The 25,466-nt window shown below is 32.8% G+C and carries 23 protein-coding genes; 12 read left to right on the top strand and 11 right to left on the bottom strand.

Translation table 11 applies throughout. From position 1 onward, the window contains the following. Positions 1-42: 42 nt before the first annotated feature. Positions 43-801 (bottom strand): peroxide stress protein YaaA, encoded by a 759-nt coding sequence (gene yaaA, locus DMB65_RS01085; protein ID WP_110304825.1) that lies wholly within the window; start codon positions 799-801, stop codon positions 43-45. A gap of 317 nt (positions 802-1,118) precedes the next feature. Here yaaA and DMB65_RS01080 point away from each other — a divergent pair, with 317 nt between their 5' ends. Further along, entirely contained in the window at positions 1,119-2,549 is a 1,431-nt protein-coding gene (locus tag DMB65_RS01080; RefSeq protein ID WP_165834815.1) for a CCA tRNA nucleotidyltransferase, read from the top strand. A 364-nt stretch (positions 2,550-2,913) separates the two neighbouring features. Then, on the top strand, positions 2,914-3,939 hold the full coding sequence (locus DMB65_RS01070) for a COX15/CtaA family protein (RefSeq protein ID WP_110304823.1): 1,026 nt from the start codon (positions 2,914-2,916) through the stop codon (positions 3,937-3,939). Positions 3,940-4,021: 82 nt separating this feature from the next. Here DMB65_RS01070 and DMB65_RS01065 read toward each other — a convergent pair whose 3' ends face one another. The 7 genes from DMB65_RS01065 to DMB65_RS01035 all read right to left on the bottom strand — a co-directional run bounded on the left by DMB65_RS01065 (position 4,022) and on the right by DMB65_RS01035 (position 10,214). Beyond that, positions 4,022-4,789, bottom strand: a complete 768-nt coding sequence (locus DMB65_RS01065; RefSeq protein WP_110304822.1) for a LytR/AlgR family response regulator transcription factor — start codon at positions 4,787-4,789, stop codon at positions 4,022-4,024. A 45-nt stretch (positions 4,790-4,834) separates the two neighbouring features. Then, complete coding sequence (locus DMB65_RS01060) at positions 4,835-5,203, bottom strand: 2TM domain-containing protein (RefSeq protein ID WP_110304821.1); 369 nt, start codon at positions 5,201-5,203, stop codon at positions 4,835-4,837. 18 nt (positions 5,204-5,221) lie between these two features. Then, positions 5,222-5,527, bottom strand: a complete 306-nt coding sequence (locus DMB65_RS01055; protein ID WP_230470568.1) for a 2TM domain-containing protein — start codon at positions 5,525-5,527, stop codon at positions 5,222-5,224. Between the two features lie 2 nt (positions 5,528-5,529). Continuing rightward, positions 5,530-5,832 carry a 2TM domain-containing protein gene (locus DMB65_RS01050; RefSeq protein ID WP_110304819.1) on the bottom strand — a complete coding sequence of 101 codons (303 nt, stop codon included), beginning with the start codon at positions 5,830-5,832 and terminating at the stop codon, positions 5,530-5,532. A gap of 1 nt (position 5,833) precedes the next feature. Next, positions 5,834-7,192, bottom strand: coding sequence for a histidine kinase (locus DMB65_RS01045; RefSeq protein WP_110304818.1), 1,359 nt, complete (start codon positions 7,190-7,192; stop codon positions 5,834-5,836). Between the two features lie 22 nt (positions 7,193-7,214). Then, entirely contained in the window at positions 7,215-7,838 is a 624-nt protein-coding gene (locus tag DMB65_RS01040) for a tetratricopeptide repeat protein (protein WP_110304817.1), read from the bottom strand. A gap of 210 nt (positions 7,839-8,048) precedes the next feature. Then, positions 8,049-10,214 (bottom strand): TonB-dependent receptor, encoded by a 2,166-nt coding sequence (locus DMB65_RS01035; protein ID WP_110304816.1) that lies wholly within the window; start codon positions 10,212-10,214, stop codon positions 8,049-8,051. Positions 10,215-10,352: 138 nt separating this feature from the next. On the opposite strand from DMB65_RS01035, the gene DMB65_RS01030 reads away from it, so the two are divergent. The 9 genes from DMB65_RS01030 (at position 10,353) to DMB65_RS00990 (ending at position 16,614) form a co-directional block, all read left to right on the top strand. After that, entirely contained in the window at positions 10,353-10,811 is a 459-nt protein-coding gene (locus tag DMB65_RS01030; protein ID WP_110304815.1) for a DinB family protein, read from the top strand. Positions 10,812-10,827: 16 nt separating this feature from the next. Further along, complete coding sequence (locus tag DMB65_RS01025; RefSeq protein WP_110304814.1) at positions 10,828-11,286, top strand: YciI family protein; 459 nt, start codon at positions 10,828-10,830, stop codon at positions 11,284-11,286. Between the two features lie 2 nt (positions 11,287-11,288). Beyond that, a complete protein-coding gene (locus DMB65_RS01020; RefSeq protein ID WP_110304813.1) occupies positions 11,289-11,864 on the top strand; it encodes a sugar O-acetyltransferase in 576 nt (191 codons plus the stop codon). Next, complete coding sequence (gloA2, locus tag DMB65_RS01015) at positions 11,864-12,253, top strand: SMU1112c/YaeR family gloxylase I-like metalloprotein (protein ID WP_110304812.1); 390 nt, start codon at positions 11,864-11,866, stop codon at positions 12,251-12,253. The genes DMB65_RS01020 and gloA2 overlap by 1 nt, the downstream gene beginning before the upstream one ends. Before the next feature lie 179 nt (positions 12,254-12,432). After that, positions 12,433-13,713 (top strand): chloride channel protein, encoded by a 1,281-nt coding sequence (locus DMB65_RS01010; RefSeq protein WP_394336100.1) that lies wholly within the window; start codon positions 12,433-12,435, stop codon positions 13,711-13,713. A 5-nt stretch (positions 13,714-13,718) separates the two neighbouring features. Then, positions 13,719-14,318, top strand: coding sequence for an HPP family protein (locus DMB65_RS01005; RefSeq protein WP_110304810.1), 600 nt, complete (start codon positions 13,719-13,721; stop codon positions 14,316-14,318). Between the two features lie 172 nt (positions 14,319-14,490). Further along, a complete protein-coding gene (locus DMB65_RS01000) occupies positions 14,491-15,030 on the top strand; it encodes an IS1096 element passenger TnpR family protein (protein WP_078226189.1) in 540 nt (179 codons plus the stop codon). A 145-nt stretch (positions 15,031-15,175) separates the two neighbouring features. Continuing rightward, positions 15,176-15,508: a four helix bundle protein gene (locus tag DMB65_RS00995; RefSeq protein WP_317048101.1), complete on the top strand. Its 333-nt coding sequence runs from the start codon at positions 15,176-15,178 to the stop codon at positions 15,506-15,508. A gap of 47 nt (positions 15,509-15,555) precedes the next feature. Continuing rightward, positions 15,556-16,614 (top strand): nucleoid-associated protein, encoded by a 1,059-nt coding sequence (locus DMB65_RS00990; protein ID WP_110304809.1) that lies wholly within the window; start codon positions 15,556-15,558, stop codon positions 16,612-16,614. 72 nt (positions 16,615-16,686) lie between these two features. On the opposite strand, the gene DMB65_RS00985 is transcribed toward DMB65_RS00990, so the two are convergent. Then, on the bottom strand, positions 16,687-17,094 hold the full coding sequence (locus tag DMB65_RS00985) for a response regulator (protein ID WP_110304808.1): 408 nt from the start codon (positions 17,092-17,094) through the stop codon (positions 16,687-16,689). Between the two features lie 3 nt (positions 17,095-17,097). Further along, complete coding sequence (locus DMB65_RS00980) at positions 17,098-18,591, bottom strand: PAS domain-containing sensor histidine kinase (RefSeq protein WP_230470575.1); 1,494 nt, start codon at positions 18,589-18,591, stop codon at positions 17,098-17,100. A gap of 373 nt (positions 18,592-18,964) precedes the next feature. Here DMB65_RS00980 and typA point away from each other — a divergent pair, with 373 nt between their 5' ends. Beyond that, complete coding sequence (gene typA, locus DMB65_RS00975; protein WP_110304806.1) at positions 18,965-20,761, top strand: translational GTPase TypA; 1,797 nt, start codon at positions 18,965-18,967, stop codon at positions 20,759-20,761. A 122-nt stretch (positions 20,762-20,883) separates the two neighbouring features. Here the strand turns inward: typA and DMB65_RS00970 are convergent, their stop codons facing one another. Then, on the bottom strand, positions 20,884-25,407 hold the full coding sequence (locus tag DMB65_RS00970) for a T9SS type B sorting domain-containing protein (RefSeq protein ID WP_110304805.1): 4,524 nt from the start codon (positions 25,405-25,407) through the stop codon (positions 20,884-20,886). Positions 25,408-25,466 lie beyond the last annotated feature (59 nt).

Below are 25,466 nucleotides of genomic sequence, written 5' to 3'. Positions count from 1 at the left end.
AAAGCTTAAAAATAACATCTTAGAGTCTTAGCTGCTTTAAAATCATCTTGTAAAAACCAAATGATTTCCTTTTGAAAGATTGGCATCAAACTGATAGCCCTCATAATTAAAACCTTTTAGATCATCAATAGTTTCTGCATTGGTATCAATAATATAACGAACCATCATTCCTCTCGCTTTTTTGGCAAAAAAACTGATCATTTTAAGTTTTCCATCTTTATAATCTTTAAAGTCCGGTGTGATTACGGGAACTTTTAAAGCTTTAACATCAACAGCTGAGAAATATTCATTACTGGCTAAATTCACGAATAATTCTCCTTTTTCTAATTCTTTATTTAAAGCTTTTGTAACCGTTGGCTTCCAGAATTCATGCAGGTTTTTATATTCACCCACAGGCAATTTTGTACCCATTTCTAAACGATAGGCCTGCATTAAATCCAGTGGTTTTAGAACGCCGTAAAGTCCGGATAAAATCCTTAATTTGTGTTGTAAAGCATCTAATTTATCTAACGGAATTGTATAGGCATCCAGACCGGTATAAACATCTCCATCAAAAGTATAAACTGCCGGGCGTGCATTTTCAGGCGTGAAAGGCGTTTTCCAATCTTGATTTCTCTGCCAGTTTAAGTCGGCCAGTTTTTCTGAAATAGCCATTAATTCTGCCAAATCAGCTGGCTTTTTGGGTTTTAAAACTTTATGTACCTGACGTGCTTCTTTTAAAAATGACGGTTCAGTATGTTGAGATGTTGGTAATTCTTTTTCGAAATTCAAAGACTTAGCAGGAGAGATAACAATTTTCATTTGTACGTTTTTCTATGATTCAAAAATACAAATTGAATTTCTAAAAACAGATTATCGTAATTGATTTGTTTTATTGCGGTATAGTTTTTTTGCCACAAATTCACAAATTATTTTTTAAATCTTTGGGGTATGATCTGTATTAATTCATGTAATTCAGAAGTAGTATTTTTTATTTTGATAAAATTCAATTGAAGAATTGTGAATTTATTCAAAAAAGTCTACAATAGATTATAAAAGGCATTTTCTATGTTGTAAATTTGCATGCATTTTATTTCGTCTGAAATTTGAAATGCCTTTACTCAAAAATTAGTGAATTCGTGGCCATACAAACAAATTATAAAGCAGCTTTACAAAACAAAATCTTTGGTATCATTTCTAAAGCCTCTCAGGAATTGAATCTCGATTCGTATGTTATCGGCGGATTTGTTCGTGATTTGCTTTTAAAAAGAGGCTCCAAAAAAGATATTGACGTTGTTGCGGTTGGAAGCGGTATCGAATTAGCTTTAAAGGTTTCAGAATTACTTCCGAATAAACCCAAAGTTCAGGTTTTTAAATCCTACGGAACAGCGATGCTTCGTTTTGAAGATACGGATATTGAATTTGTAGGAGCACGAAAAGAATCCTATAATCGTGACAGCCGAAATCCGGTTGTGGAGAACGGAACTTTGCAGGATGATCAAAACCGTCGTGATTTTACAATAAACGCTTTTGCACTTTCGCTAAACGAAAATAACTTCGGTGAACTTCTCGATCCTTTCAATGGTTTGGAAGATTTAGAAAACAAAACCATCAAAACACCTTTAGATCCGGATATTACGTACTCTGATGATCCTTTGCGAATGCTTCGTGCGATTCGTTTTGCAACGCAATTAAATTTCGAAATCGAAGAAAATTCATTAAATGCCATCACCAAAAATGCAGATCGAATCAAAATTATCTCAGGTGAAAGAATTGTAGATGAACTGAATAAAATTCTTTCAACAGACAAGCCTTCAACAGGATTTTTGCTTTTATACAAAACCGGTCTTTTAGATTTAATTTTGCCTGAATTGACAGCTTTGAATCAGGTGGAAGAAATTGAAGGTCATACCCATAAAAACAATTTTTATCATACGCTGGAAGTAGTTGATAACATTTGCCCCAATACCAATGATGTCTGGCTACGCTGGTCTGCCTTGCTGCACGATATTGGTAAAGCACCAACAAAACGTTTCAATAAAAAACAAGGCTGGACATTTCACGGACATGAATTTCTGGGCGGAAAAATGGCTAAGAAAATATTTGAACGCCTGCACATGCCACTGAACCATAAAATGAAGTTTGTACAAAAAATGGTGATTATGAGCTCCCGCCCGATTGTTCTGGCGCAGGATCTTGTAACCGACAGTGCTGTTCGCCGTCTGGTTTTTGATGCAGGTGAAGATGTAGAAAGTCTGATGACTTTATGCGAAGCAGATATTACCACCAAGAATCCGGCAAAATTCAAGAAATATCATAAAAATTTTGAGGTAGTCCGCCAAAAAATTGTTGAAGTCGAAGAACGCGATCAGGTTCGTAATTTTCAGCCTCCAATTTCCGGAGAAGAAATTATGGAAATGTTTGATTTGAAACCTTCACGCGAAATCGGAATTTTGAAAGAAGCGGTAAAAGAAGCTATTTTAGAAGGAGATATTCCGAATGAATATCAGGCGGCTTATGATTTTGTGATTAAAAGAGCGGAGAAGTTAAATTTAAAACTTAAAAAATAATGGATTTTTTAGGTGGAATTTTTATATCTATATTTTTATTGATAATTATTTATTCAAATTTTATCTTTTTAAAAGGATTAAAAAGAATTGAAGAAAAACGTTCAAAATACAAAATATTTTTCTTTTTGAGTTCTGTTATTTTTCCATGTTTTGTTGTTTTTATTATTGCTGCTATCTTAACAAGTCCTGCTCTAATTGAAATGTCAAATTTAAAATTCGATATGAGTAATTACAATTACAGAATTATTTTTGGAATTATAATTTTCCCTCCAAGCATTTTATTAAATATTTATTTCTCGAAATTCTATTTAAAAAGAATATCAACTACAAAAAAAGAAAACGAAATCGAATTAATTGGAACAGAATGAAAAAAGAGAATAAATCAGTAATCATCTGGTTACTATCGGGCTGTGTTTTATTATTTTTAATGGTTGTTGTGGGAGGTATTACCCGTTTGACCAATTCAGGTTTATCCATGACCGACTGGCATTTGGTAACAGATACTTTTCCGCCTTTAACAGAAGCGAAATGGCAGGCCGCTTTTGATGAGTATAAAAAATTTCCGGAGTATCAAAAAATCAATATCCACAACGATTTTCAATTAGCAGATTATAAATTTATTTACTTCTGGGAATGGTTTCACCGTTTTATCGGTCGCATTATCGGATTGGTTTTCTTTGTCCCGTTTGTTTATTTTTTAATCAAAAAGAAATTAGATACTGAAACTATTAAAAAATGCATTGTTCTTTTGGCAATGGGAGGTTTTCAGGGTTTTCTTGGATGGTTTATGGTTCGCAGCGGATTAATTGATAACCCGGATGTAAGCCACTTCAGGCTTTCATTACACTTAACTTTTGCTTTTATCACTTTTGCTTATACGCTTTGGGTTGCACTGGATTTAATCTATCCTGAAAGAAATATTAATAAAATTCTGCCACTTCGTAAAATTGCACGATATGCTTTAGCAGCTTTATTAATCCAGATTATTTACGGAGGTTTTGTAGCAGGATTAAACGCGGGATTAATTCATAATCACTGGCCTTTAATGAGTGACGGAGAATTTATTCATGAATCTGTTTTTATTGAGCAATCGTCATTAGTAAAAAATTTAATTGAAGGGAAAAGCGGGGTTCAGTTTGTACACAGGACTTTTGCTTATGTAGTCGTTGCTATTATTCTTTTTCTTTTTTTCAAAAGCAAAAAATATTCACTTACCAGAACCCAATTAAACGGAATTAATACTCTGGTAGTTTTTGTATTTATTCAGTTTCTGCTTGGGGTTTTTACCTTATTGTATAGTGTTCCTTTGGCTTTAGGATTGATTCACCAGATTATGGCCTTTTTCCTTTTAAGTGCTATGACTTATACTTTGCATCGAGTAAGTAAATAAGATGATTTTATACCAAACACAAAAAGAGCCAATTTACGGCTCTTTTTTATTTATCTTTTTTAGTAGAATATTTCGTAAAGTTTTACCCTAACCAGTTCTTAAAATCCTGAACTCTTTCACGGCTTACGATTACCTCATCATCTTTATAACTTGGCAAAATTACTTTGAGCCGTGAATTGGTATAAACCTGAATTTCTTTAATTGCTTTTAACGGTACAATAAATTTCCTGCTTACACGAAAAAAATTCTTCATGTCTACTTCCTGTTCAAGAATCTCTAAAGTAGAATCGATTAAATAGTTTCTGTTGTCGAAAGTGTGAATGTAAGTTCCTTTATTCTCACTAAAGATACATTCAATTTCTTCTGTCGTAATGACTTTTAAATGCTGTCCTATTTTGACTGTAAATCTATTTTTATAAGTTCTCTCAAAAGGATTAGTCAGCATTTTTCTAATTTGCTCAAAATCAAGCTGAAGATTCTTATTTCCTGGATCTTGTTTCGGAATTCTGGTTTTATATTTTTCAACCGCCACTTCCAGATCATCTTCATCAATTGGTTTTAAAAGATAATCAATACTATTTAATTTAAAGGCTTTTAATGCATATTCATCATAAGCTGTTGTAAAAATGATAGCGCTTTTGATATCTATTTTTTCAAAAATTTCAAACGATAAACCATCGGAAAGCTGAATGTCTAGAAAGATCAAATCAGGATGTTCGTTGTTTGCAAACCAGTCTATTGATTCTTCTACAGAATGCAACATTGTTTGCACATCAATATCTAGTTTTTCTAATTTTCGTTGTAATAATCTTGCAGCCGGTTTTTCGTCTTCTATAATTAAGGTGGTCATTTATTAAATTTGAAAAATTAAAATCCTGGTTTGGTTAGGGTAAAATTACTCCCATTTATTGGCATTCTGAGATTCTTTATCCATATACTTCTGGATTTTTTTCTGTTCCCAGTCTGCTCCAAAAAACAAATCAGGTCCAAAAATGGTGAAAGCATGAATCAATAAACCGATTCCCCAAAATAATGCAGTCGAGTACGTATGCCAGTCGAACAATCCACTATCATTAAATCTGCTTTCAATAAAATCTCGGTTTATATTTGAAATAATGATAACTGCATTAACAATTAAATATACTTTTAAGTGCGAATAAAAACCTTTTATCCTTTTTACTTGTTTGTATGCGATTTCAAAACTTTCATCATTTTCAAACTCTTGCCCGTACTGTTCGTAAAAGCGTTTTCTACAGCGTCCCATCTTATTCTGATTTAAAAGTTATTGCCATTTATTTTGTTTCTCTTTTTCTTTATCCATAATTTCCCGGATCTTTCTTTCTTGCCAGCCTTTTCCTAAGACCGGAAATACTTCGAAAACCTTTAAACCGTGAAATACAACTCCTAGTCCCCACCAAATTAGCGGCCAGTAAAACCATAAATGATTTGGCGAAGTGTATAAATTGACAAAAATCAAAACTATATTAACCCCTATATAAGAAGTTAAATTACTGTAAAAATCTTTTATATTCCCGACCTTCTTTTTGGCCTGATAATATTTATCCTCTTCGTTATAATTGATTTCCATGATTATTCCCATTTTTGTTTGTTATTTTCTTTCTGCAACAGTTCATCAATTTTTCTTTTTTCCCATTCTTTACTAAAAAAAGGGAAACGATCAAAGGCTTTCAGTCCATGTAAAGTAATCGCAACTCCCCAGCCTAACAAAGAATACCAAAAATATAAATAACCCGGTGAAGTAATGAGGTTTACAGCAATTACAATTGGATTACAGAGCAAAAACACTGTTAAATGTTGATAAAACGCTCTAATCTCTTTTACTTTTTTTTGAGCCTGATAATAACGTTCTGCTTCAGCATTATTTGGTTTCATACTATTTCCAGGTTTGTTTCTTATTTTCTTTTTCCAGAATTTCCCTAATTTTTCTTTCCTCCCAATCTGAGCTGTAGCCAAAGACTTTAAAAGCATGCATAACGACTCCAAATCCCCAGCCTATAGCCGAAAACCAAAACCATTGAAATCCAGGAGAAAACCTCAAATTTATAAAAACTAAAAATGGTACCACGCAACAATACGAAATTACATTTGCGTAAAATCCTTTCAGTTCTTCTACTCTTTTTTTAGCTCTGAAATATGCTTTATTTTCATCACTATAATCTGCATTTGTTTCCATAACTGCTATTTGTTTAGTTAAAATCGGGATCTTAACGGTGAATGTTTGTTCATTTTGTTCAATTAATACCTTTCTGTTGGTTATAATTGCATATCGATTTACGATATTTTGTAATCCAACACCTTGTCTATCCTGTAAAACTTCTTTCTTCTGAAAATCATTTTGCACAGCTAAACAATCTCCATCAATGAAAATTCGAATATGCAATGGCTTTTGTTCACTTACTACATTATGTTTCACCGTATTTTCCAATAAAAGCTGTAACGATAACGGAACCACTTTTGCATCCGGATTAATCACTGTCGCCGGCAACTCGTAAAACAAACTGTTTTCGAAACGCATTTTCAGCAAATTCATATACGTTTTGGCAAACGATAATTCATCTTCAACCGAAACAAGTTCCTTATCTTTTTGTTCTAAAACGTAACGGTAAATTTTTGATAACGAAGTTGTAAATCGTTGTGCATTGTCCGGGTTTTCTTCAATCAAAGAACTTAATACATTTAGGCTATTGAAAAGAAAATGCGGGTCGATTTGATTTTTTAAGCTTTCGAATTTAGCATTTGCTGTTCCTGCGATAATTTTTTGCTGCGTTATCTCAAATTTTGATGCCTGTTTCCATTTTACCATAAAACTTCTGGCCTGCATAAAAGTAGAAACTGCTAAAGATAAAATGATATAAAAAAGATGTATCCAGATCATTCTTTCACTAAAAAATTTGTCTATAGGCAGATTTTGAAGGTAAACAAAAATGTAATAATTTATTCCTAAAACGACCGGAACAGTATACAAAATTGTAACGATAATTCCGTAGTAAACTCTTAGATTGGTCTGGTCCAGCCAATCCCACTTTTTATCAAGAAGAACGTTAAGAAATCCATTTCCAAAACCTACTCCAAAAGAATAAAGACAGCTAATGAAAAAAGTTATAAGAACGTTTTGAATATTTAAATCATCTCCTAAAAAAGCTGAAAATATTACTGTAAAAATCATAGAAATCTTAAACGAAACAATAGTTCCGCTTTTTAGATCTGCATATGTATTTCCATTATGTTTCATTATAATCAGCTGAAATTAGTTTTTATTTTTTGCAGTTTTTTTGTGCCTCCAAAGCTCTTTCCAATCCCCATTTTGGAGAAAATTGAGTTTCAGGTTTAAAAGTACCAAAAAGTTCGATAGCTTTATCAACTTGTACACACAGTGGTTTTGTATCAACACCTGTCCATTTTGCGCCGCCTAATTGATAATCTGCTTCTCCAAAAACGGCTCTCGGATTGTTTGGATCTATTGCTTTTGCTTTTGCGTAAGCTTCCATTACTTTGCCAGAGTATTTCATTCCGTTTGTCATTGGATCAGCTACCACATATCCTGTGTAAATCAAAGCCTGCAAAATATATAATTCGGCATTGTTTTGATCTTTTATTATTTCCTTATCTAAAGCATCTTGTGCCTTTGTCAATAACAAATCAATTTTTGTTTTGTCTTTTTCCGTAAAAACTGCTGTTGTATTAATTAAGGCAACATAATAATTAGGTAAATAGCTGGTTTTGTCTGCTGCTGCAATTCTTTCAAACATTGCCGAAGCTTCAGCATTTTTTCCTTCTTTCCAAAGCTCGAAAGCTTTACCCATTCCTTGTTCAAATTGTGTTTGTGCAGATAATAAACTGCAGATAAATAATGTAAAGGCTGTAATAATTTTGGTCATGATTTCTTTGTTTTAAAGTTATTTTAGTTTTTAATGTTCTGATATCTAAATCTCTAAGTTTTTTATTGATGATTAAAACTCTGATTATTAATTTATACTTCAAAAGTATGCTGGTTTTTAATCTTATAAAATTAAATGATACTGAGTTGTCGAATTTGGTTACTGAATTGTTTTTTAATATCTAAAAATAAACATATTAGAACTTAACACCTATAAATTCTTCAACTGATTGTCATTCTTATTCTTACTAATGGTCCAGAAGAAACCTAAGAAGAAAAAGCGGTCTGCAGTTGGCACAACAGCCTGTCTTTGGTAAACTCCATTTGCATCCGGCAGTTTTGCGTAATCATACCCAAAAACGTTTTGGCTCCCTAATATATTTGAAACAGAGAAATACAGGATTTTTTGGGTTGTTAATAAATACGCCCAGTTAAAACTCAAACTGTTATATGACTTTGTTTTTCCGTTCATGAACTGCGTTTGGTTTGGATCATTATAGGGACGTCCTGAACTATAACTGTTTGTGAAACCAATTTGCGATTTCCAGTCAGTAATAAAATATTTCGTTACAATTGACAAACTATGATTCCCAATAAAACTCGGAGTAGCCATTGTTGGAAAATTTTTATATTGCCTTTCTGAATCGATATACGAATAGGAAATCCAATATTCTAAGTTTTTGTATAAATTGCTGTCCCTCCAAAATAAATCCAATCCTTTAGCATAACCTGATCCGTTATTATTGAAAACCGAATTATAAGCGATATCTCTTGTATCATATTGAACTAAATTACTATAATCTTTATAATATGCTTCGGCTCTAAAAGTCTGTCCGGGTTTTGTAAATTGATAGTTTAAGATATAATGTCTTGCCTTTTCACTTTCAAATTGGTGGTACTTTGAATATTTGATGTAATCGACAACCGGTGTTTGTGTAAAATCTCCGTAAGCAAAAGAAAACTGACTGCTCTTTGAAATTTTATAAGCAATGGATGCTCTCGGTGCTATATTGGTTTCATTAAGCAAACTATTATTTGAAAGTCGTAAACCTACTTTTGCTGCTAAATTTTTCGAAAATAAAATGTCTCCTTCTGTATAAAAAGCTGCAATATTTGAATCGTAACCATTTGAAGTCTGGATATTGCCATTATTATCAAAATTTTCATTGAATTTGGTAATGAAATAGTCAGCTCCAAAGGATAATTTAAAATAATCTGAAACACTTTTTCTTAATTTTAGTTTCAATTGTGCTGCATTCTCATCATTATCAACATCATTTACATCATATTTGATTTTGTTTACACTGTATCCATAACCAATTCCTGATGTTAGTTGCCAGCCAGTGCCAAAAGTTCCTTTGTAAGATGCATTAAGATAGAAATTATTATTGTTTAAATCAGTTCTGACTTTGTCTTCGAAATTGATATTTTTCTGATTCAGATCAAATTTAGAAGCATCGAAAGCTGCATATAATTTGAAAATTCCGTTTGTAAAATGATATCGATAAACGGTTTCTCCGGATAAGGACTGATAAGGACTATTCCAATCTACATTTTGTGGAATCACTGCCTGATAAGGTGCCAGATTAATGTAAGCCGTATTCACACTCAACGAGCTTTTTTTCCATTTCTGTGTGTTTCCCAACCCTAAACCAACGGTCATTAAAGCAATATCGGTTTTGTTCATATCAGGTTCATCCTGAGTATTCAGTAATAAAACACTTGACAAAGCTTCACCATACTCGGCCGAATAACCTCCTGTTGAAAATGCAATTCCGCTGAATAAAAAAGGAGAAAATCTTCCTCGGGTTGGCAAATTATTAGTTGTTGCTCCGTACGGTTGTGCTACACGAATTCCATCAACAAAAGTCTGGGTTTCGCTGGCTTCACCACCACGTACAAATAAACGTCCGTCTTCTCCAACAGTTTGGGTTCCCGGCAAAGTCTGCAAAGCGGCAATAATATTTCCGGCAGAACCTGCAGTAGTTACAATATCTAAAGGTTTTAAAACCGAAACCCTCGCTTTATCGCCGGATTCTAAAGTTCCTGCAGTAATTACAACAGCATCAAGTGCATTTACATTTTCTCTTAGTTTAACCGTTTGATCTTTAAAATTGGTAACATCTATTTCTTTTTTGAATGTTTCATACAATAAAAAACTTATGACTATAAATTGATTTCCTGTAGAAGTGGTTTCAAAAGAGAAATCTCCTGTTTCAGAACTGGTAGCCCCATCATAAGTTCCGTCGATATAAATATTTGCACCTGTCACTGGTTTTCCTTTTTGGTCAACTACTTTTCCGGAAATAGTAGTTTGGGCAAAAATGAAAATCGTAAGAAATAAAAAACTGATTGTAAAAAGTAATTTGGTTTTCATAAAATTGATTTTGATGAAGCAAATGTATTCCAATCATTCTTGTTAAAAAATATATAATAACCCAATTGTAGAATTTTAGGGATGAGTTGTAAAATACTAATTTGTATCTTAGCTATGAATTGCAAAAAACCATTTATTATGTCAGAGAGCAAGAGAATTTCAAATTTATATCAATCCATTTATAATGGAAATCCGTGGCTTGAAGTCACTTTGGCAGATACTTTAAAAAATATTACTGCAGGACAGGCTTACAAAAAGGCACATCCCAATCTCAATACAATCTGGGAAATTGTCAATCATCTAATACAATGGAGAAGAAACATTTTAAAACGGGTTCAGGGTGAGGTAATTATAACTCCTGATCATAATTATTTTGTACCTGTTTTAGATCCATCCGAAGCTGCCTGGGAGCAATCACTTCAAAATCTGGCAAAATCTCAGGAATCATGGAATGCTTTTTTTCAAGGTTTTGATGATGCTGATTTATCAAAAATATACATTAACAATAATCATACGTATTACGAACACATTCACGGAATTATTCAGCATGATATTTACCATTTAGGACAGATTGTTATTCTGAAGAAAATGCTTTAATCGTTAAAGAAACATTATGAAAAACACTCTTTTTATTTTTGTTTTTTTCTTATTCAGCTTAATTAGTTTCTCCCAAGAAACAGAGATTAAGTTTGATGAGAAGCTTGCAAAATCCCTCAATGCCGACGAATACGGAATGAAAAAATATGTCTTTTGTCTTTTAAAATCGGGAAGCAATACCACGGTTTCCAAAGAAGAAAGTAAAAAATTGTTTGAAGGCCACATGGCAAACATTAATAAATTAGCCAAAGAAGGAAAACTGGTTGTAGCCGGTCCTTTTATGAAAAATGACAGAAACTACAGAGGGATTTATATTTTTAATGTAGAAACTATAGAAGAAGCCAAAACGCTTGTTGCCACTGACCCAGCTATAAAAGCCAATTTGCTTGAAGCTGAATTAACACCGTGGTATTGCACCGCAGCTTTGCAGGAAACCGTAAAGATACACGAGAAAATTGCCAGGACGAAAATGTAATTATGAAAACCGAAAAAGAAAAAATGGTAAGCGGCGAATATTACAACGCTTTTGATCCCGAATTAGTAAAAGGGCGCCGAGCTGCAAAAATCTTACTTCATAATCTGAATGTAAAAGAATACCGCATTACCAAAAAAGCAAAAGAAATTTTAGCAGCATTAATTCCAAATGCCGGATCAGGCTTTTACATTGAACCTCCTTTTCATTGTGATTACGGCTATAATATTTTCTGCGGAGAAAATGTTTATTTCAATGTAAATTGTGTTGTTTTAGACTGTGCACCAGTAACCATTGGATCAAATGTATTTATTGCACCGAATGTTCAGATTTACACTGCATCACACCCACTTGATGCTGAATTAAGAAAAACATTGGAAAATGCTTATCCGGTTACGATTGGAGACGATTGCTGGATTGGCGGAAACGCTGTAATTTGTCCGGGTGTAACAATTGGCAAAGGATCTGTTATTGGTGCAGGATCTGTCGTTACAAAAGATATTCCTGACAATTCGTTAGCTGTTGGAAACCCCGCCAAGGTAATTCGGAAATTAAATCAGGAATCTGAATCAAATATATAATGCTTACCTTAAACAAAGTTCACCACATTGCTATCTTATGCTCTGATTATCAAAAATCTAAAACTTTTTATACCGAAGTTTTAGGATTAACTATTATTAGAGAAATATACCGCGAAGAACGTCAATCTTACAAACTCGATTTAGCCTTAAACGGCACTTACATTGTAGAATTATTTTCATTCCCAAATCCACCCAAAAGGCCTTCAAGACCTGAAGCTGTTGGCTTACGTCATTTGGCTTTTGAAGTTATTAATTTAGAAGAAACAGTTACTTTTTTAAATTCTAAAAACATCGAATCAGAACCTGTAAGGATTGATGAAACAACTGAAAAACGATTTACTTTTATCACCGATCCTGATGAATTACCTATAGAATTCTATGAAAGATAATTATTAGATGATTAAATTCTGTGAGATATTTCATCGATGTGTCAGTAAAAACACACCGAAAGAATTTTCTTATATTCTCAATTTTAACATAATATACTGAGTATTTTTTATTAAAAACCGAATATGATTATCTAATTTTGTAATACACATAAAAATATTGTGGCTTACAAATTTACTTAATGATGAACAAAACGGCTCAAATCAAAAAAAATCATCAATTTATTAAATTCCGAAAATTAGTTATTGTTTCTATCTTAATTGGCTTTCTTTCTGCTTTTCTCGGAATTTCACTAAAAAAAATAACCGAATATTACGAAGAAATCTTTTTTCATGAAGTATCGGTAAATCCAATTTTTTATATCGTTTTCCCCGTTTTTGGATTATCTGTAATTTATTTTCTAAGACAATATCTTTTTAAGAAAAAAGAAAACAAAGGAATCAAGGAAGTCTTTGAGAGTACAGGTTCAAAATCAAAAAATTTGCCTTCTTATAAAATTCCTTCTCATTTCATCAACGGATTATTAACCGTTATTTTTGGAGGTTCAACCGGAATCGAAGTTTCTACTGTTGTGGCTACAGCGACTATTGGTTCTGTTGCACACGAAAAAGAAAATGTTTTCCGTCAATATAAAACCGAATTAATTTGTGCTGGTATTGCTGCGGGAGTTACGGCACTTTTTAGTAGTCCGATTGCCGGAATTTTATTTGCTCTTGAAGTCATTTCAAGAAAAGTGACCAAAGCTTTTATTATTTCAAATGTTATAGCGGTTTCAATTGCTTTTGGATTGCTTTCTATTCTAAAAGAAGAACCTTTGTTTGCGATTTCAATCACAACCTGGCATTTTAAAGCCATTCCATATTTTATTCTTTTAGGAATTTTGGCCGGAATGAATTCAGTTTATCTGACTCGCTGTGTTTTGTTTTTTAAATCTCAATTTGGAAAAATCGATACCCATTACTACAAAATCATAATAGGATCAGTAGTTTTAAGTATTTCGCTGTTTATTTTTCCGCAATTATATGGTGAAGGGTACCATGCTATTAAAACCAGCTTTATTGCTCCAAACCAAATAATGACATTCACTTTAGCCTTAACTTTTATTGGCATATTGCTTCTTAAACCAATTGTTACTTCTATTACGTTAGCTTCAGGTGGTGATGGAGGCGTTTTTGCGCCAAGTCTTTTTATAGGGGCTTTTTTAGGATTATTACTGGCTTCCGTTTTAAATACTTTTTTTCAGATTCATGTAATTCCTGTTAACTTTATGATCATCGGAATGGCCGCCGTACTAAGCGCAAGTATCCACGCACCATTTACAGCTATATTTTTAGTATGCGGGCTTACAAACGATTACACCTTATTTTTTCCAATTATGGTAGTTTGTTTAATTTCGAAATACACTGCAAAAATGATTTATCCTTACACTGTGTATAGTTATTCGCCAAGTTTAGTAAAATAGAAATCATGCCTGTTCAAAAAATAAAAAGAGGATACCGCAAAACACGTTACATTCTTTATAAAGAAACTTTAGTAGATTATAAAGAACACTTTTGGTCTTTTTTAGGCTCATTTGTAGGTATTGGAATCCTGGCTTACATTCAGTCAATACATTTTTCAGGAAATGATGCCGTTTATTTAATTGGTTCATTTGGAGCATCGAGTGTACTTGTCTACGGAATTATTCAGAGCCCCTTTTCTCAGCCCCGTAATCTCGTTGGTGGTCATTTAGTTTCAGCTTTTATTGGTGTCACTGTTCATAAATTTACCCCTGATATTATTTGGATTGCTGCGCCACTGGCAGTTTCACTTGCTATAATTTTAATGCAGATTACTAAAACTTTACACCCTCCCGGAGGTGCAACAGCTCTTATTGCAGTTATTGGTTCTGATAAAATAAAAGACCTGGGCTATATGTATGTCCTTTCTCCGGTATTAATTGGTGTTTTGATTTTGCTTTTTACAGCTTTAATCTTCAACAATATGACTTCGAGCAGAACTTATCCCAGTCATAGCACATATCATAAACATTATCATAAAATTAAAAAAAGATTGGGCAAAAAATAGAATGTTCTTTTTACTAATGTCACCCTGAGCGAAGTCAAAGCCTTACTAATTAAATTTTAGAATTTACCTAAACTCAGACTGGCAATGAAAAATCTTTTCAACAAATCGTTATTCCTAATTCGTATTTCGTTTTTTATATTTTACCTTTGACGTCTCAATAAAAACAAAGATTATGGTTTATAAATTTAGAGTAATCCTGGACGCCGAAGAAGATATATTCAGAGACATCGCAATTCTTGAAGACGACACACTTGAAGATTTACACAATGCAATCTTCAACGCTTTTGGTTTTGACGGATCAGAAGTAGCTTCGTTTTACACTTGCGACGATACCTGGAATCAGGAGGATGAAATTCCACTTTTTGATACCGGAGATATTCCAGGCGAAATAAGAACTATGAATGATTATCCATTATCTAGTATCTTAGACAAAGAAAACACTAAAATTATCTATGTTTATGATTTCATCAGTATGTGGACTTTCTTAGTTGAATTGGCTGCGATAGAAGAAGAATCTGTTGGGGCAATTTATCCTGAAACATTATTTTCACACGGAGAAATGCCAGATGAAGCCGGAGAAAAAAACTTCGAAGCCGATATGCATGACGATATTTACGGGGAATTTGAAGACGATTTAGACGAAGACGATCTTGATATGTTTGAAGGCGACGACAGCTTTGAAGATTTTGGATTTGAGGAAAATTGGAATTAATTTTCTTTAGGTACAGAATTCAAATTTGCAAAAGGTTCATAGATTTTCTCAATAATCTAAATTATTTTTTTTGTAAGAATATTTTTTGTTTTTATGTTTTAAATTTTAAACATAAAAATATGAGCACCTTTAGAAATCTTTTAATTTGGCAGAAGTCAATGAACTTTGTCACAGAAATTTACAAATTAACATCTGTATTACCGAAAGAAGAAATTATGGACTAACTTCACAAATTCGAAGAAGTTCAATATCAATTCCAAGTAACATTGCAGAAGGGTCCGGGAAAAATGGCGACAATGATTATTTGCGATTTTTAAATATTGCAATTTCTTCATTATTTGAAATACAAACACAATTGGAGGTTTCTTATAATCTTAAATTTATAAACGAAAATCAATTTAATCAAATACACAAAGTCAGTAAAGAAATTGAACGAATGTTAAGTACTTTTATTCGAAAAATAAAAGACCGTAAATAAACCTTTGTCCCTATGAACCTTTGCTGCTTTGGACCTAAATAAAAAAAATGATCAACCTATTCAACACCCACATCGAGACGCTTGCGATTCATCGTGTAGGAAACAAAAGCAGAAACGAAGCGATTTTTTTATCGGAACAGCCATTTAATTTAAATGATGAAATTGTACCTCTAATAAAAGAGTACTTTTTTAAACCCTTTAGAGAAAAAGAAGAAAACTATTATCAGTTTGCACACGAAGTCGATCTGGATTACAACGACATGTTTAAATATGCTACGGAGATTTTTAATAATCCAGGCAATTTACAAGAAATTTCAAAAAAAATTACCACACATTTATTTGAACAGTCCAATCATCCACACATTAAAAATGGAGAGGTTTATGTCACGTATTTAACCAATTTAAGTATTGACAATAATGTTGTTGATGCTATTGGGATTTTTAAAAGCGAGCTGCAAGCCGATTTTTTACAGTTTGAAGAAAAAGACAGTAATCTCGAAATGATTTTACAACAGGGAATCAACCTAAGCAAATTAGATAAAGGATGTTTGATTTTCAATTATAAAAAAGAAGAAGGTTATAAAATTCTAACAGTAGACAGTAACCGTTATGATGCACGTTACTGGTTAGAGCATTTTTTATCTGTTGATGCTTTTGAAGATGAAAATTTCATTACCAAAAAATATTTAAAATTCTGCCAAAACTTTGCAAAAGACGTGGTTTTACCGGCAGAAGACAAAAAAGAAGAAGTTATGTTCATGAACCGTTCTGTGAATTATTTTGCTAAAAATGATCAATTTGAAGAGCAAAATTTCCTGAATGAAGTACTGGACAATCCTGATTTAATTCCTGAATTCAAAAACTATAAAGTTGATAAAGGAGAAAAATACAGCATCGAGGATGTAACCTCATTCCCTATTGCCAATGCAGCTGTTTCTGACGCCAGAAAATCGATTAAAAATGTAATTAATCTGGATACTCACATTCAGATTAAAATGGATTTCATTAATCCTGAAAGTGCTGAGAAATTTGTTGAAAAAGGCTGGGATGAAGAAAAACAAATGTATTACTACTTAGTGTATTTCAATAAAGAAGAAAAAAGCTAGGAAGCTATTCATTTTCTATTTACTTACTTAAAATAAAAAACGGAAATTATAAATATAATTTCCGTTTTTTATTTATAGTTCAATTTTATTTTTCAGATATTCAAGCATTTGTAATGTTATAGGCTTGGAGAGAAAATCAATAATAATAGGATATTTTTTTGCTTTCGCTAAATCTTCAGGATTAATTGTAGAGGACAAAACTATAACATTTACCGAATTAAATTCATCGTAATCAGAAGTTGTAAAATGATCCAGGAACTCCCAGCCACCCATAATCGGCATATTTAAATCTAGAAAAATTAATTGAGGTATTTTTACTGGCTGATCTTTGCTATACTTTAATGTATTAAAAAATGACAACGCTTCTTCACCATTTTGAGCTGTACTGATAAAATCAGAAAAACCTGCCTTTGAAATCACCTTTTTAGACAGCATCAATGTAATAGGGTCGTCATCAATACATAAAATTTGTTCCAACATAACTTATTTTTTAAATGATATGATAAATGAGGTTCCTTTGTTTACCTCGCTTTTAACACTAATAGTCCCTCCCATAGTTTCAACTTGAGATTTTACAAGATACAAACCAAGGCCTTTACTATCGGGATAATTATGAAACCTTTGATACAGTCCAAAAACTTTATCACCATTTCTTTCTAAATCAATTCCGATTCCATTATCAGTAAAAGTCAAAAAAACTCTTTGATCAATTTCTTCAGCAGTTATAGAAATTTTTAATTTTCTATTCTCAGATTTATATTTTATCGAATTCGTTAACAAATTTAATAATATACTTTCAATATATGCCTTATTGGTATTAAGTAAAGGGACTTTATCTAATTTAAGTTTTATTATTGGCTTATGTGCTTCTATTTGAAAAGATAACTGACCAAACACATTTTCAAAAACCTCACTCAAAGAAACCATCTCTTTTTGCATCGAAGGATTATCTTTTATAATGATCACTTTTACTAAATCATTAATCGTTTCATTAAGAAGGTGTGTCGACTTATAAAAACCGCCTAATATCTCTTCTAACTCAGGATTTTCAACAGGAATATCCTCTATTAAGTTTAACAGCCCCATCAAGTTAGATAACGGAGCTCTTAAATTATGTGACGTGATATAAGAAAACTGTTTTAAATCCTTATTATTTTGAGTCAATTCACGGATTAATTGCTCTTTTTCAGTTTCTAATTTTCTTTCCTCAGTAATATCCTGTTGAATAGATATCCAATGAGACAATACCCCTTCAACAGTAAAAATTGGAATCATCGAAAAACGCACCCAATATTCTCTTTTGTTTTTACTGTAACTTATCGTTTCGATTAAACATTCCTGTTCTTCTTTGATTGCTTTTAATACTTTTTTTAAGGCCTCAGAATCAGAATTAGGACCTTTAAAAACATTTGGCGACTGCCCTAAAATTTCATCGGATTCATATCCTGACATTTTAGTGAAAGCAGGGTTTACATAAACAATTCTAGGAATTTTACCATCTGTAGAATTTGCTTCAGTAATCAAAATAGAATCTTTAGATTGTGTAATTACTGTTTCTAACAGTTTAAGCCTTTGTTCTTCTTCCTTTTGTTTTGTAATATCCTGAATAGCTCCAATCATTCTGATACCTTTACCATTATCGTCTTTTAAAAGAAAGCCTCTGTCCAAAACGTATTTATAAGTACCATCGGCACATCTGAAACGGTATTGATCCTGCCATTTTTCAGTTTTAAGTTCAATAAACGAATATAATCTAACAGACATTTTTATAGTATCTTCAGGATGAATTTTATCAAACCACCATTTCGAAGTCATACCTACTTCTTCCTGTTTATATCCAAAAACATTTTCGATTCCTTTATTCCACGTAATGTAATCTTCCGGAATCCTCCAATCCCATATAGTATCACTGGTGGCTTTTGCAACGATGTCATACTTTTCATTAGATTTCTTGATTTCTTCATTAGCAGATTGCATTTTTTTCAAAATAGCAATATTTCTACTTTCATTTTTCGATAAAATATAATTAAAAATCAGACCTGTAAAAAATATAAAAGCAATATCCTTTACAAAACTTAAATAAAAGAATTCTGTTTTTAAAGCATAGTAAACTAGAAATTTATGACATAAGATTGCCATAAATAACGAAAAGATAATATAGATCAGTATAATTTGTTTGGGTTTACTTTTCATCACTCAAATATAGGAAAATTAACCAAATTGAAATGCTTTTAAAGCTATAGAATTTTTAAGTATTCATTAAACTAATTCGTTGGCATTACGTAAACTATCTGCAAAACGTTTTTTATATCAAAATAAAGTGTACCTTTGCACCCATTAAAAATCTCAGATGGAATCTATTAGAAACATTGCAATTATTGCCCACGTCGATCACGGTAAAACCACTTTGGTTGATAAAATTATGTATCACTGTCAATTATTTCGTGACAACGAAAACACAGGTGATTTAATTCTTGATAATAACGATTTGGAGCGTGAAAGAGGTATCACAATTACTTCAAAAAACGTATCTGTTCAATATAAAGGAACGAAAATCAATATTATTGACACTCCTGGTCACGCCGATTTTGGAGGTGAAGTAGAACGTGTACTTAACATGGCCGATGGTGTATGTTTGCTAGTGGATGCTTTTGAAGGTCCGATGCCACAAACTCGTTTCGTTTTACAAAAAGCGATTGATTTAGGTCTTAAGCCTTGTGTAGTTATCAACAAAGTTGATAAAGAAAACTGTACTCCTGAAGAAGTTCACGAAAAAGTTTTTGACTTAATGTTTGAATTAGGTGCTGAAGAATGGCAATTGGATTTCCCAACAGTTTATGGTTCTGCAAAGAACAACTGGATGTCTGATCATTGGGAAAACGTAACTGATAATGTTGAAGCATTATTGGATATGGTTGTTGAAAATGTGCCAGCTCCTAAAGTTTCTGAAGGAACACCACAAATGTTGATTACTTCTTTAGATTTCTCTGCATTTACAGGTCGTATTGCTATCGGACGTCTTGAAAGAGGTATTTTAAAAGAAGGTATGCCAATTTCTTTGGTAAAAAGAGACGGTACTGTAACAAAATCAAGAATCAAAGAATTACATACTTTTGAAGGTCTTGGCCGTAAAAAAGTTACAGAAGTAATTGCTGGAGATATTTGTGCTGTTGTAGGTATTGAAGGTTTTGAAATTGGAGATACTATCTCTGATCATGAAAATCCTGAAGGATTAGCATCTATTGCTATCGATGAGCCTACAATGAGTATGTTATTCACTATTAATGACTCTCCATTCTTTGGTAAAGAGGGTAAATTTGTAACTTCTCGTCATATTAGAGAACGTTTAACAAAAGAATTAGAGAAAAACTTAGCGATGAAGTTAGGTGAAACTGATTCTGCAGATAAATTCATGGTTTTTGGTCGTGGTGTACTTCACTTGTCTGTTCTTATTGAAACAATGAGAAGAGAAGGTTACGAATTACAAATCGGTCAGCCACAGGTTATCATCAAAGAAATTGATGGCAAAAAATGTGAGCCAATCGAAGAATTAACAATCGACTTACCAGAAAACCTTTCAGGAAGAGCAGTTGAATTCGTTACAGTTCGTAAAGGAGAAATGCTTTCTATGGAAACCAAAGGTGAGCGAATGATTATTAAATTCAATATTCCATCTCGTGGAATTATTGGATTACGTAACCAATTGCTTACTGCAACAGCTGGTGAAGCTATTATGTCACACCGTTTTATAGGATATGAGCCTTACAAGGGAGAAATCTCCGGACGTAATAAAGGTTCATTGATCTCTATGGAAAAAGGAAAAGCGATTCCTTATTCTATCGACAAATTACAAGATCGTGGTAAGTTTTTTGTTGAACCAAATACCGAAATTTACGAAGGTCAGGTAATTGGAGAAAACTCTCGTGGAGATGATATGTGTGTAAACGTAACGAAAGAGAAAAAACAATCTAACGTTCGTTCATCCGGAAATGATGAGAAAGCGAGAATCATACCGCCAATCATTTTCTCTCTTGAAGAAGCTTTAGAGTACATTCAAAAAGATGAATATGTAGAGGTAACTCCAAAATCTATTCGTTTGAGAAAAATCTATTTGACAGAAACTGATAGAAAAAGATTTAAAATCTAATCATTTTAAATTTTAATATACAAATCCCAAATTCCAATTTTTACGGAATTTGGGATTTTTTTTTAAAGAATTTTAGTCTAATGAAGCCTTGAATTTTTTATTTAGAATTTGGAATTTAAGATTTATCTTTTCAAAGCAAAATGTCCTTTTACCTGCCTTCCATCTTCAAATTTTGCATGATACCAATAATCATCTGCGGGCAATGGATTACCCTGAAAAGTACCATCCCAACCTGAATCTAAACCAGAAAGTTGTGTGATCACTTTTCCATATCGGTCAAAAATATAAATAATTGATTTTGAGAAAAAATCTGCACTTACACCTTCGACTTTCCATACATCATTATGCCTATCTCCGTTTGGAGTAAAAAATTTCGGAACTCCAAGAACGGCAATTTCTTTTTCTGTGACTCCACATCCCTTCAAATCTTTGATATAAACAGTATGAAAACCTACAGGGACATTTTCGAATAAACTTGAATCCTGATAAGGCCCATTTGAATCTGTAATACTATAAACATATTCCCCGGGTCCGGCCACATCTATTGAAACCGAATTATACTCGCTTAAATCCCTGACTTTAATAGCTGTAATCTCAGCAATATCTGAGGCAAGAACTTTTATTATTCGGGTTCTCGAACAATTATTTGTATTTTTTACCTCAACACTATAAACCCCTTCTTTGTTAACTTCTATAGCATAAGTTGTTGAACCCGAAATTACATCTCCATTCAAATACCACTGATAGGTATAATCATTTATAGGCGTACCGTCATTAATTCCTGCTTCAAGTTTTACCCTAAATTCGGGCAGATTTTTACAGACAATTTCATTTTCTAAACCGTCCCTATTTAAATCTATATTTGGAAACGAATTTACTATTAAATCAAAAGTTGTAAATCCAAAACAATCATTAGATATAGAATTTTCTACTCTCGCCCATATTTTTTGATTATTTGGATATTCTATATTTCGATAATCTGCAATATTCGTAATTGCTAATGAATTTCCTGAAGCATCGGTTTCAGCAAGAAAATCACTCTCCTTTTTATAATACTTAATGGTATAATTTGCTGCAGAAATCGGAAGTGTATTTTTGATTTGCTGCGTTACATTGCTAAAATCAAAACTGGAAATTCCATCTGTATCAGCACTAACTCCATCAATAAAATCATCGCAAACCTGATAATCTGCAATTTTAAAACTATTCGGTATTTGAGTCACAGAAACAACCAGATTTAATTGCGATACACTAAAACAGCCATTTGCATTTTCAATACGTACATAAATTGTTTTGTCTGAAGTGGTATAAGCAAGGGGATTTGTAATTAATAACGAACTATCTTTTGATTCTGCAGCTGTCTTAGTAGTGTAATAACTAAAAGTCTCCAAGGTTGAATTTAATGAAATACTATTATTTTTCTGTGTCAGATTAAATGTCGAAATACCGTCTGTATCATCGTCACATTGTACTAAAGTTATCGGTGAATTAATTATTGGCAAAGCTAATATTGCCAAAGTTACAGCTTTAGAATATAATCCGCATGAATTTCCTGTTCGTCTCAAAAACACTCTGTATTGATAAGCATTCATTGATTTTAAAACATTCGAAACTGTCAAGGATGATGAATTTACTCCTGAGTATGTGGCATTATTAACCAGGTCAGTCCAGCTTGCACCATAATTTGTGGAAATCTGCCATTGATAATCGGAAATTGAAGTAGCGACAACTGCAAAAATTGTATTTTGAAATTCACAAACCGATTTATTTTCCGGTTGCTCATCAATAACAATGGGTGCAGCAATCGTATAATTCAAATTTGGGTTTGTATAAGCTGTTCCACTTGTAACGATACCGTTTTTATTTACTATCGGAGGAGAAATTGCGCCAAGATAATTATCTCCATTACTATCAATGAATCCTGCTTCTATAACATCTGAACATAAATCATTATCACTATCCTGTTCTACATAATTATAAACGCCGTCCCAATCAGTATCTGTTATGTTATAAATTAGTTTTCCACTTTCCAAAAAGGTTTCTATAGCATTTTCCAATCCGTTTGCTCCAAAATTATTACCGTCAATTACTCCATTTAAATTAATATCTGCCACATTACTTCCCGATTCTGTCAAATCATAAATTCCGTCATTATCACTATCCAAATCTAAATAATTGGGAACATTATCCTTATCGAAATCCGACGGTGTTAGTCCGTTTCCATAAACATCGTCTATTCCATCGTGATTGGTATCAAGATTTAATACATTTTTTAAGTTTGCATCTTGTGCTTCAACAGCATCCGGAATCCCATCATTATCACTATCTAAATCTAACTGATCCGGAATCCCATCATGATCTGAATCTTTAGGAACACAAACTAAATAAAATTTTAATGCTGTTCTGTTTATTGCTGTATCAGAAAGATTCTGATGTTTAAATGTAATCATCTTAGAATCATGGGCTAAAAACTTAAAAGTTCCGGTTCCAGCTGCTAATGGAACAGCTCCATTTAACCTGAAACGAATTTCAAATGATGAAAATTCAGTCACACCACTTTCATAAAAACCGTCATAGTTGGTATCAATCAATAATTGATTGTTTGGATTTAATACCGTTACTGTTTTATTTATTTCTGAATTCACAGTATACTCAGCTGTGGAATTCAGAAAATCAGCAGGATTTCCGGTTGAAATATAATCTAGTCCGACTGAAACGGGCTGAGCAAAATTCATCGTATATTTTACCCAATTCGTTTTTCCAGGAGGTACTTCGCTCACAAAAATTCCGTTAGCATTCCCAGTAAAAGGCACACCACTTGCTGTTATCGAAGTACTTACAGATGCTGTAAATGAATTAGTGTAAGTACCAATAGAAATATTTTTCGAACTTGTAGTAGAAATATCTACAGGATAATTTCCTAAAGATTCTGTACAATTTGTTATGCCATCCTCATCATTATCCAAATCAATATTATCATTTGCATGGTCATTATCCATATCCTCAGGACAATCGCTAACGGGAATTTCGTCTGAAAAAAATTCCGTACCACAGGCCGACAATGTTGCTTTTACTTTATAATATCCCGGTTCTGTTGGAAAATATGAATTTGAAACAGCCCCAGGGATTTCGGCATTATTAAAATACCACTGAAACACATCAAAACCTGCCACAGAACTCACATTAAGCCAGACATTAGGAATACACCCCGATTGGGTTACATTTAATTGCTGAAAATTGATTTCAGGTTTAAAAGTAAAACCAGAGTAATACCCCCCAAATGTTGCTGCCTCATCATTTCCATAAGCTGCTAAGTACAATTGAGAAGTCGAAAAAACAGATACATTTCCGGTTAGCCCGGTTAGAACATAACATTCATATTCTGAATTTCCTGTAACAGTTGTGGGTCCCGAAACATTTACTTTTTTACGAAGTGCAGCCAAAGTATAAGGAACCTTATCTATTATAAAATTTAAATCTGAACCTGTTTTAGTGGTAAGTGTAACCCTGCCTTTGAAAACACGATTGCCGACCGACTCAATGGCTGGAATATTGTCTATTGATTTTGGCGTCTGACAGCTTAAAGGCGGGACAAAAAACATTTCCTGATTAGCCTCGTCCCCTCTTAAATCATCACCTATACTCTGATAAGCAAAGATATTTTTGCTGGAGCGCACATAAAGATTACCCTGAGCATTATAATCTGAGCCTAAAAGCGAAATATATTCCCCAGCATCAATAGAATAATCTGAAGTTGCAGAACCGTTTAGAAATATTTCAGTGTTATCTTCGTGGGCTATTAATATGACTTTTTCCACATCCGGTGAACCTGTACTTTTAATAAATATATACTCAGTACCGGTTCTCTCTGCAGACACAATCTGATCGATTCCCAGATCTACATTATTTGTCATCAAGCCATTCGACCCTGCAAAAGAACCACAATTTACTGCTATCGGTTTGTTTGACGTAATTAATGCCCCAATAAGCGCATCATTATTCGCAGGAATAGGACCTTGTACAGCAATAGTATAACTTTCACCACTATTGAGAGTAATACTCGGAAGCGAATTCCCCGTAAGGATATTATTAATCAGAACTGCACCTGTTTTAATGTCTTTAAAATTGACTGTAGTATTGTTTTCAGTAGCTAAAACAGATGCAAATGTCAAATGTCTGTCTGAATAGCCCAGATTAAACTTGTTGGTTAGTCCGCTAATTCTGAACTGAGTTCCCAGGGCAGCTAACCCTTTTGATACTATTTCACTTGCCTGATTTCCAGTCCTGTCAGCAATTCGCAAAGTGGCATACACAACATCTCCTGCTTCAATAGTGTACCCCTGATTGGATTTAATAGTACTCACTTCAAACTCATCAAGAACCAGTTGATTGGCATTGTGCGCATTAATATCAAAAATATAAGGAGCATCCCTGGAAACTATTCCTTTAACAGATGCTCCTCCAATTTCGTTTATGCTAAAATTAACCGGTGTTAAACTTGGAGTAGAAATGTAAATATACTGCTCACCTACAGGCACACCAAATGAAGCCACTACAGGCGGAATATAATGAGTTTTACTAAATTGCGAAAAACTCAAAAATGGCAACAACAGCAGTGAAAGATATAAAAGTATATTTTTTAGCATATTTTAAAAGTAATAATTTTTGCATTACTTTTAAAATCAAAATATTATTTTACAACTCT

The organism is Flavobacterium cheongpyeongense (assembly GCF_003202435.1).
Lineage (GTDB): Bacteria > Bacteroidota > Bacteroidia > Flavobacteriales > Flavobacteriaceae > Flavobacterium > Flavobacterium cheongpyeongense.
The sequence above is the reverse complement of the archived record's forward strand: the minus strand, read 5'-3'. Positions and strand labels throughout refer to the sequence as shown.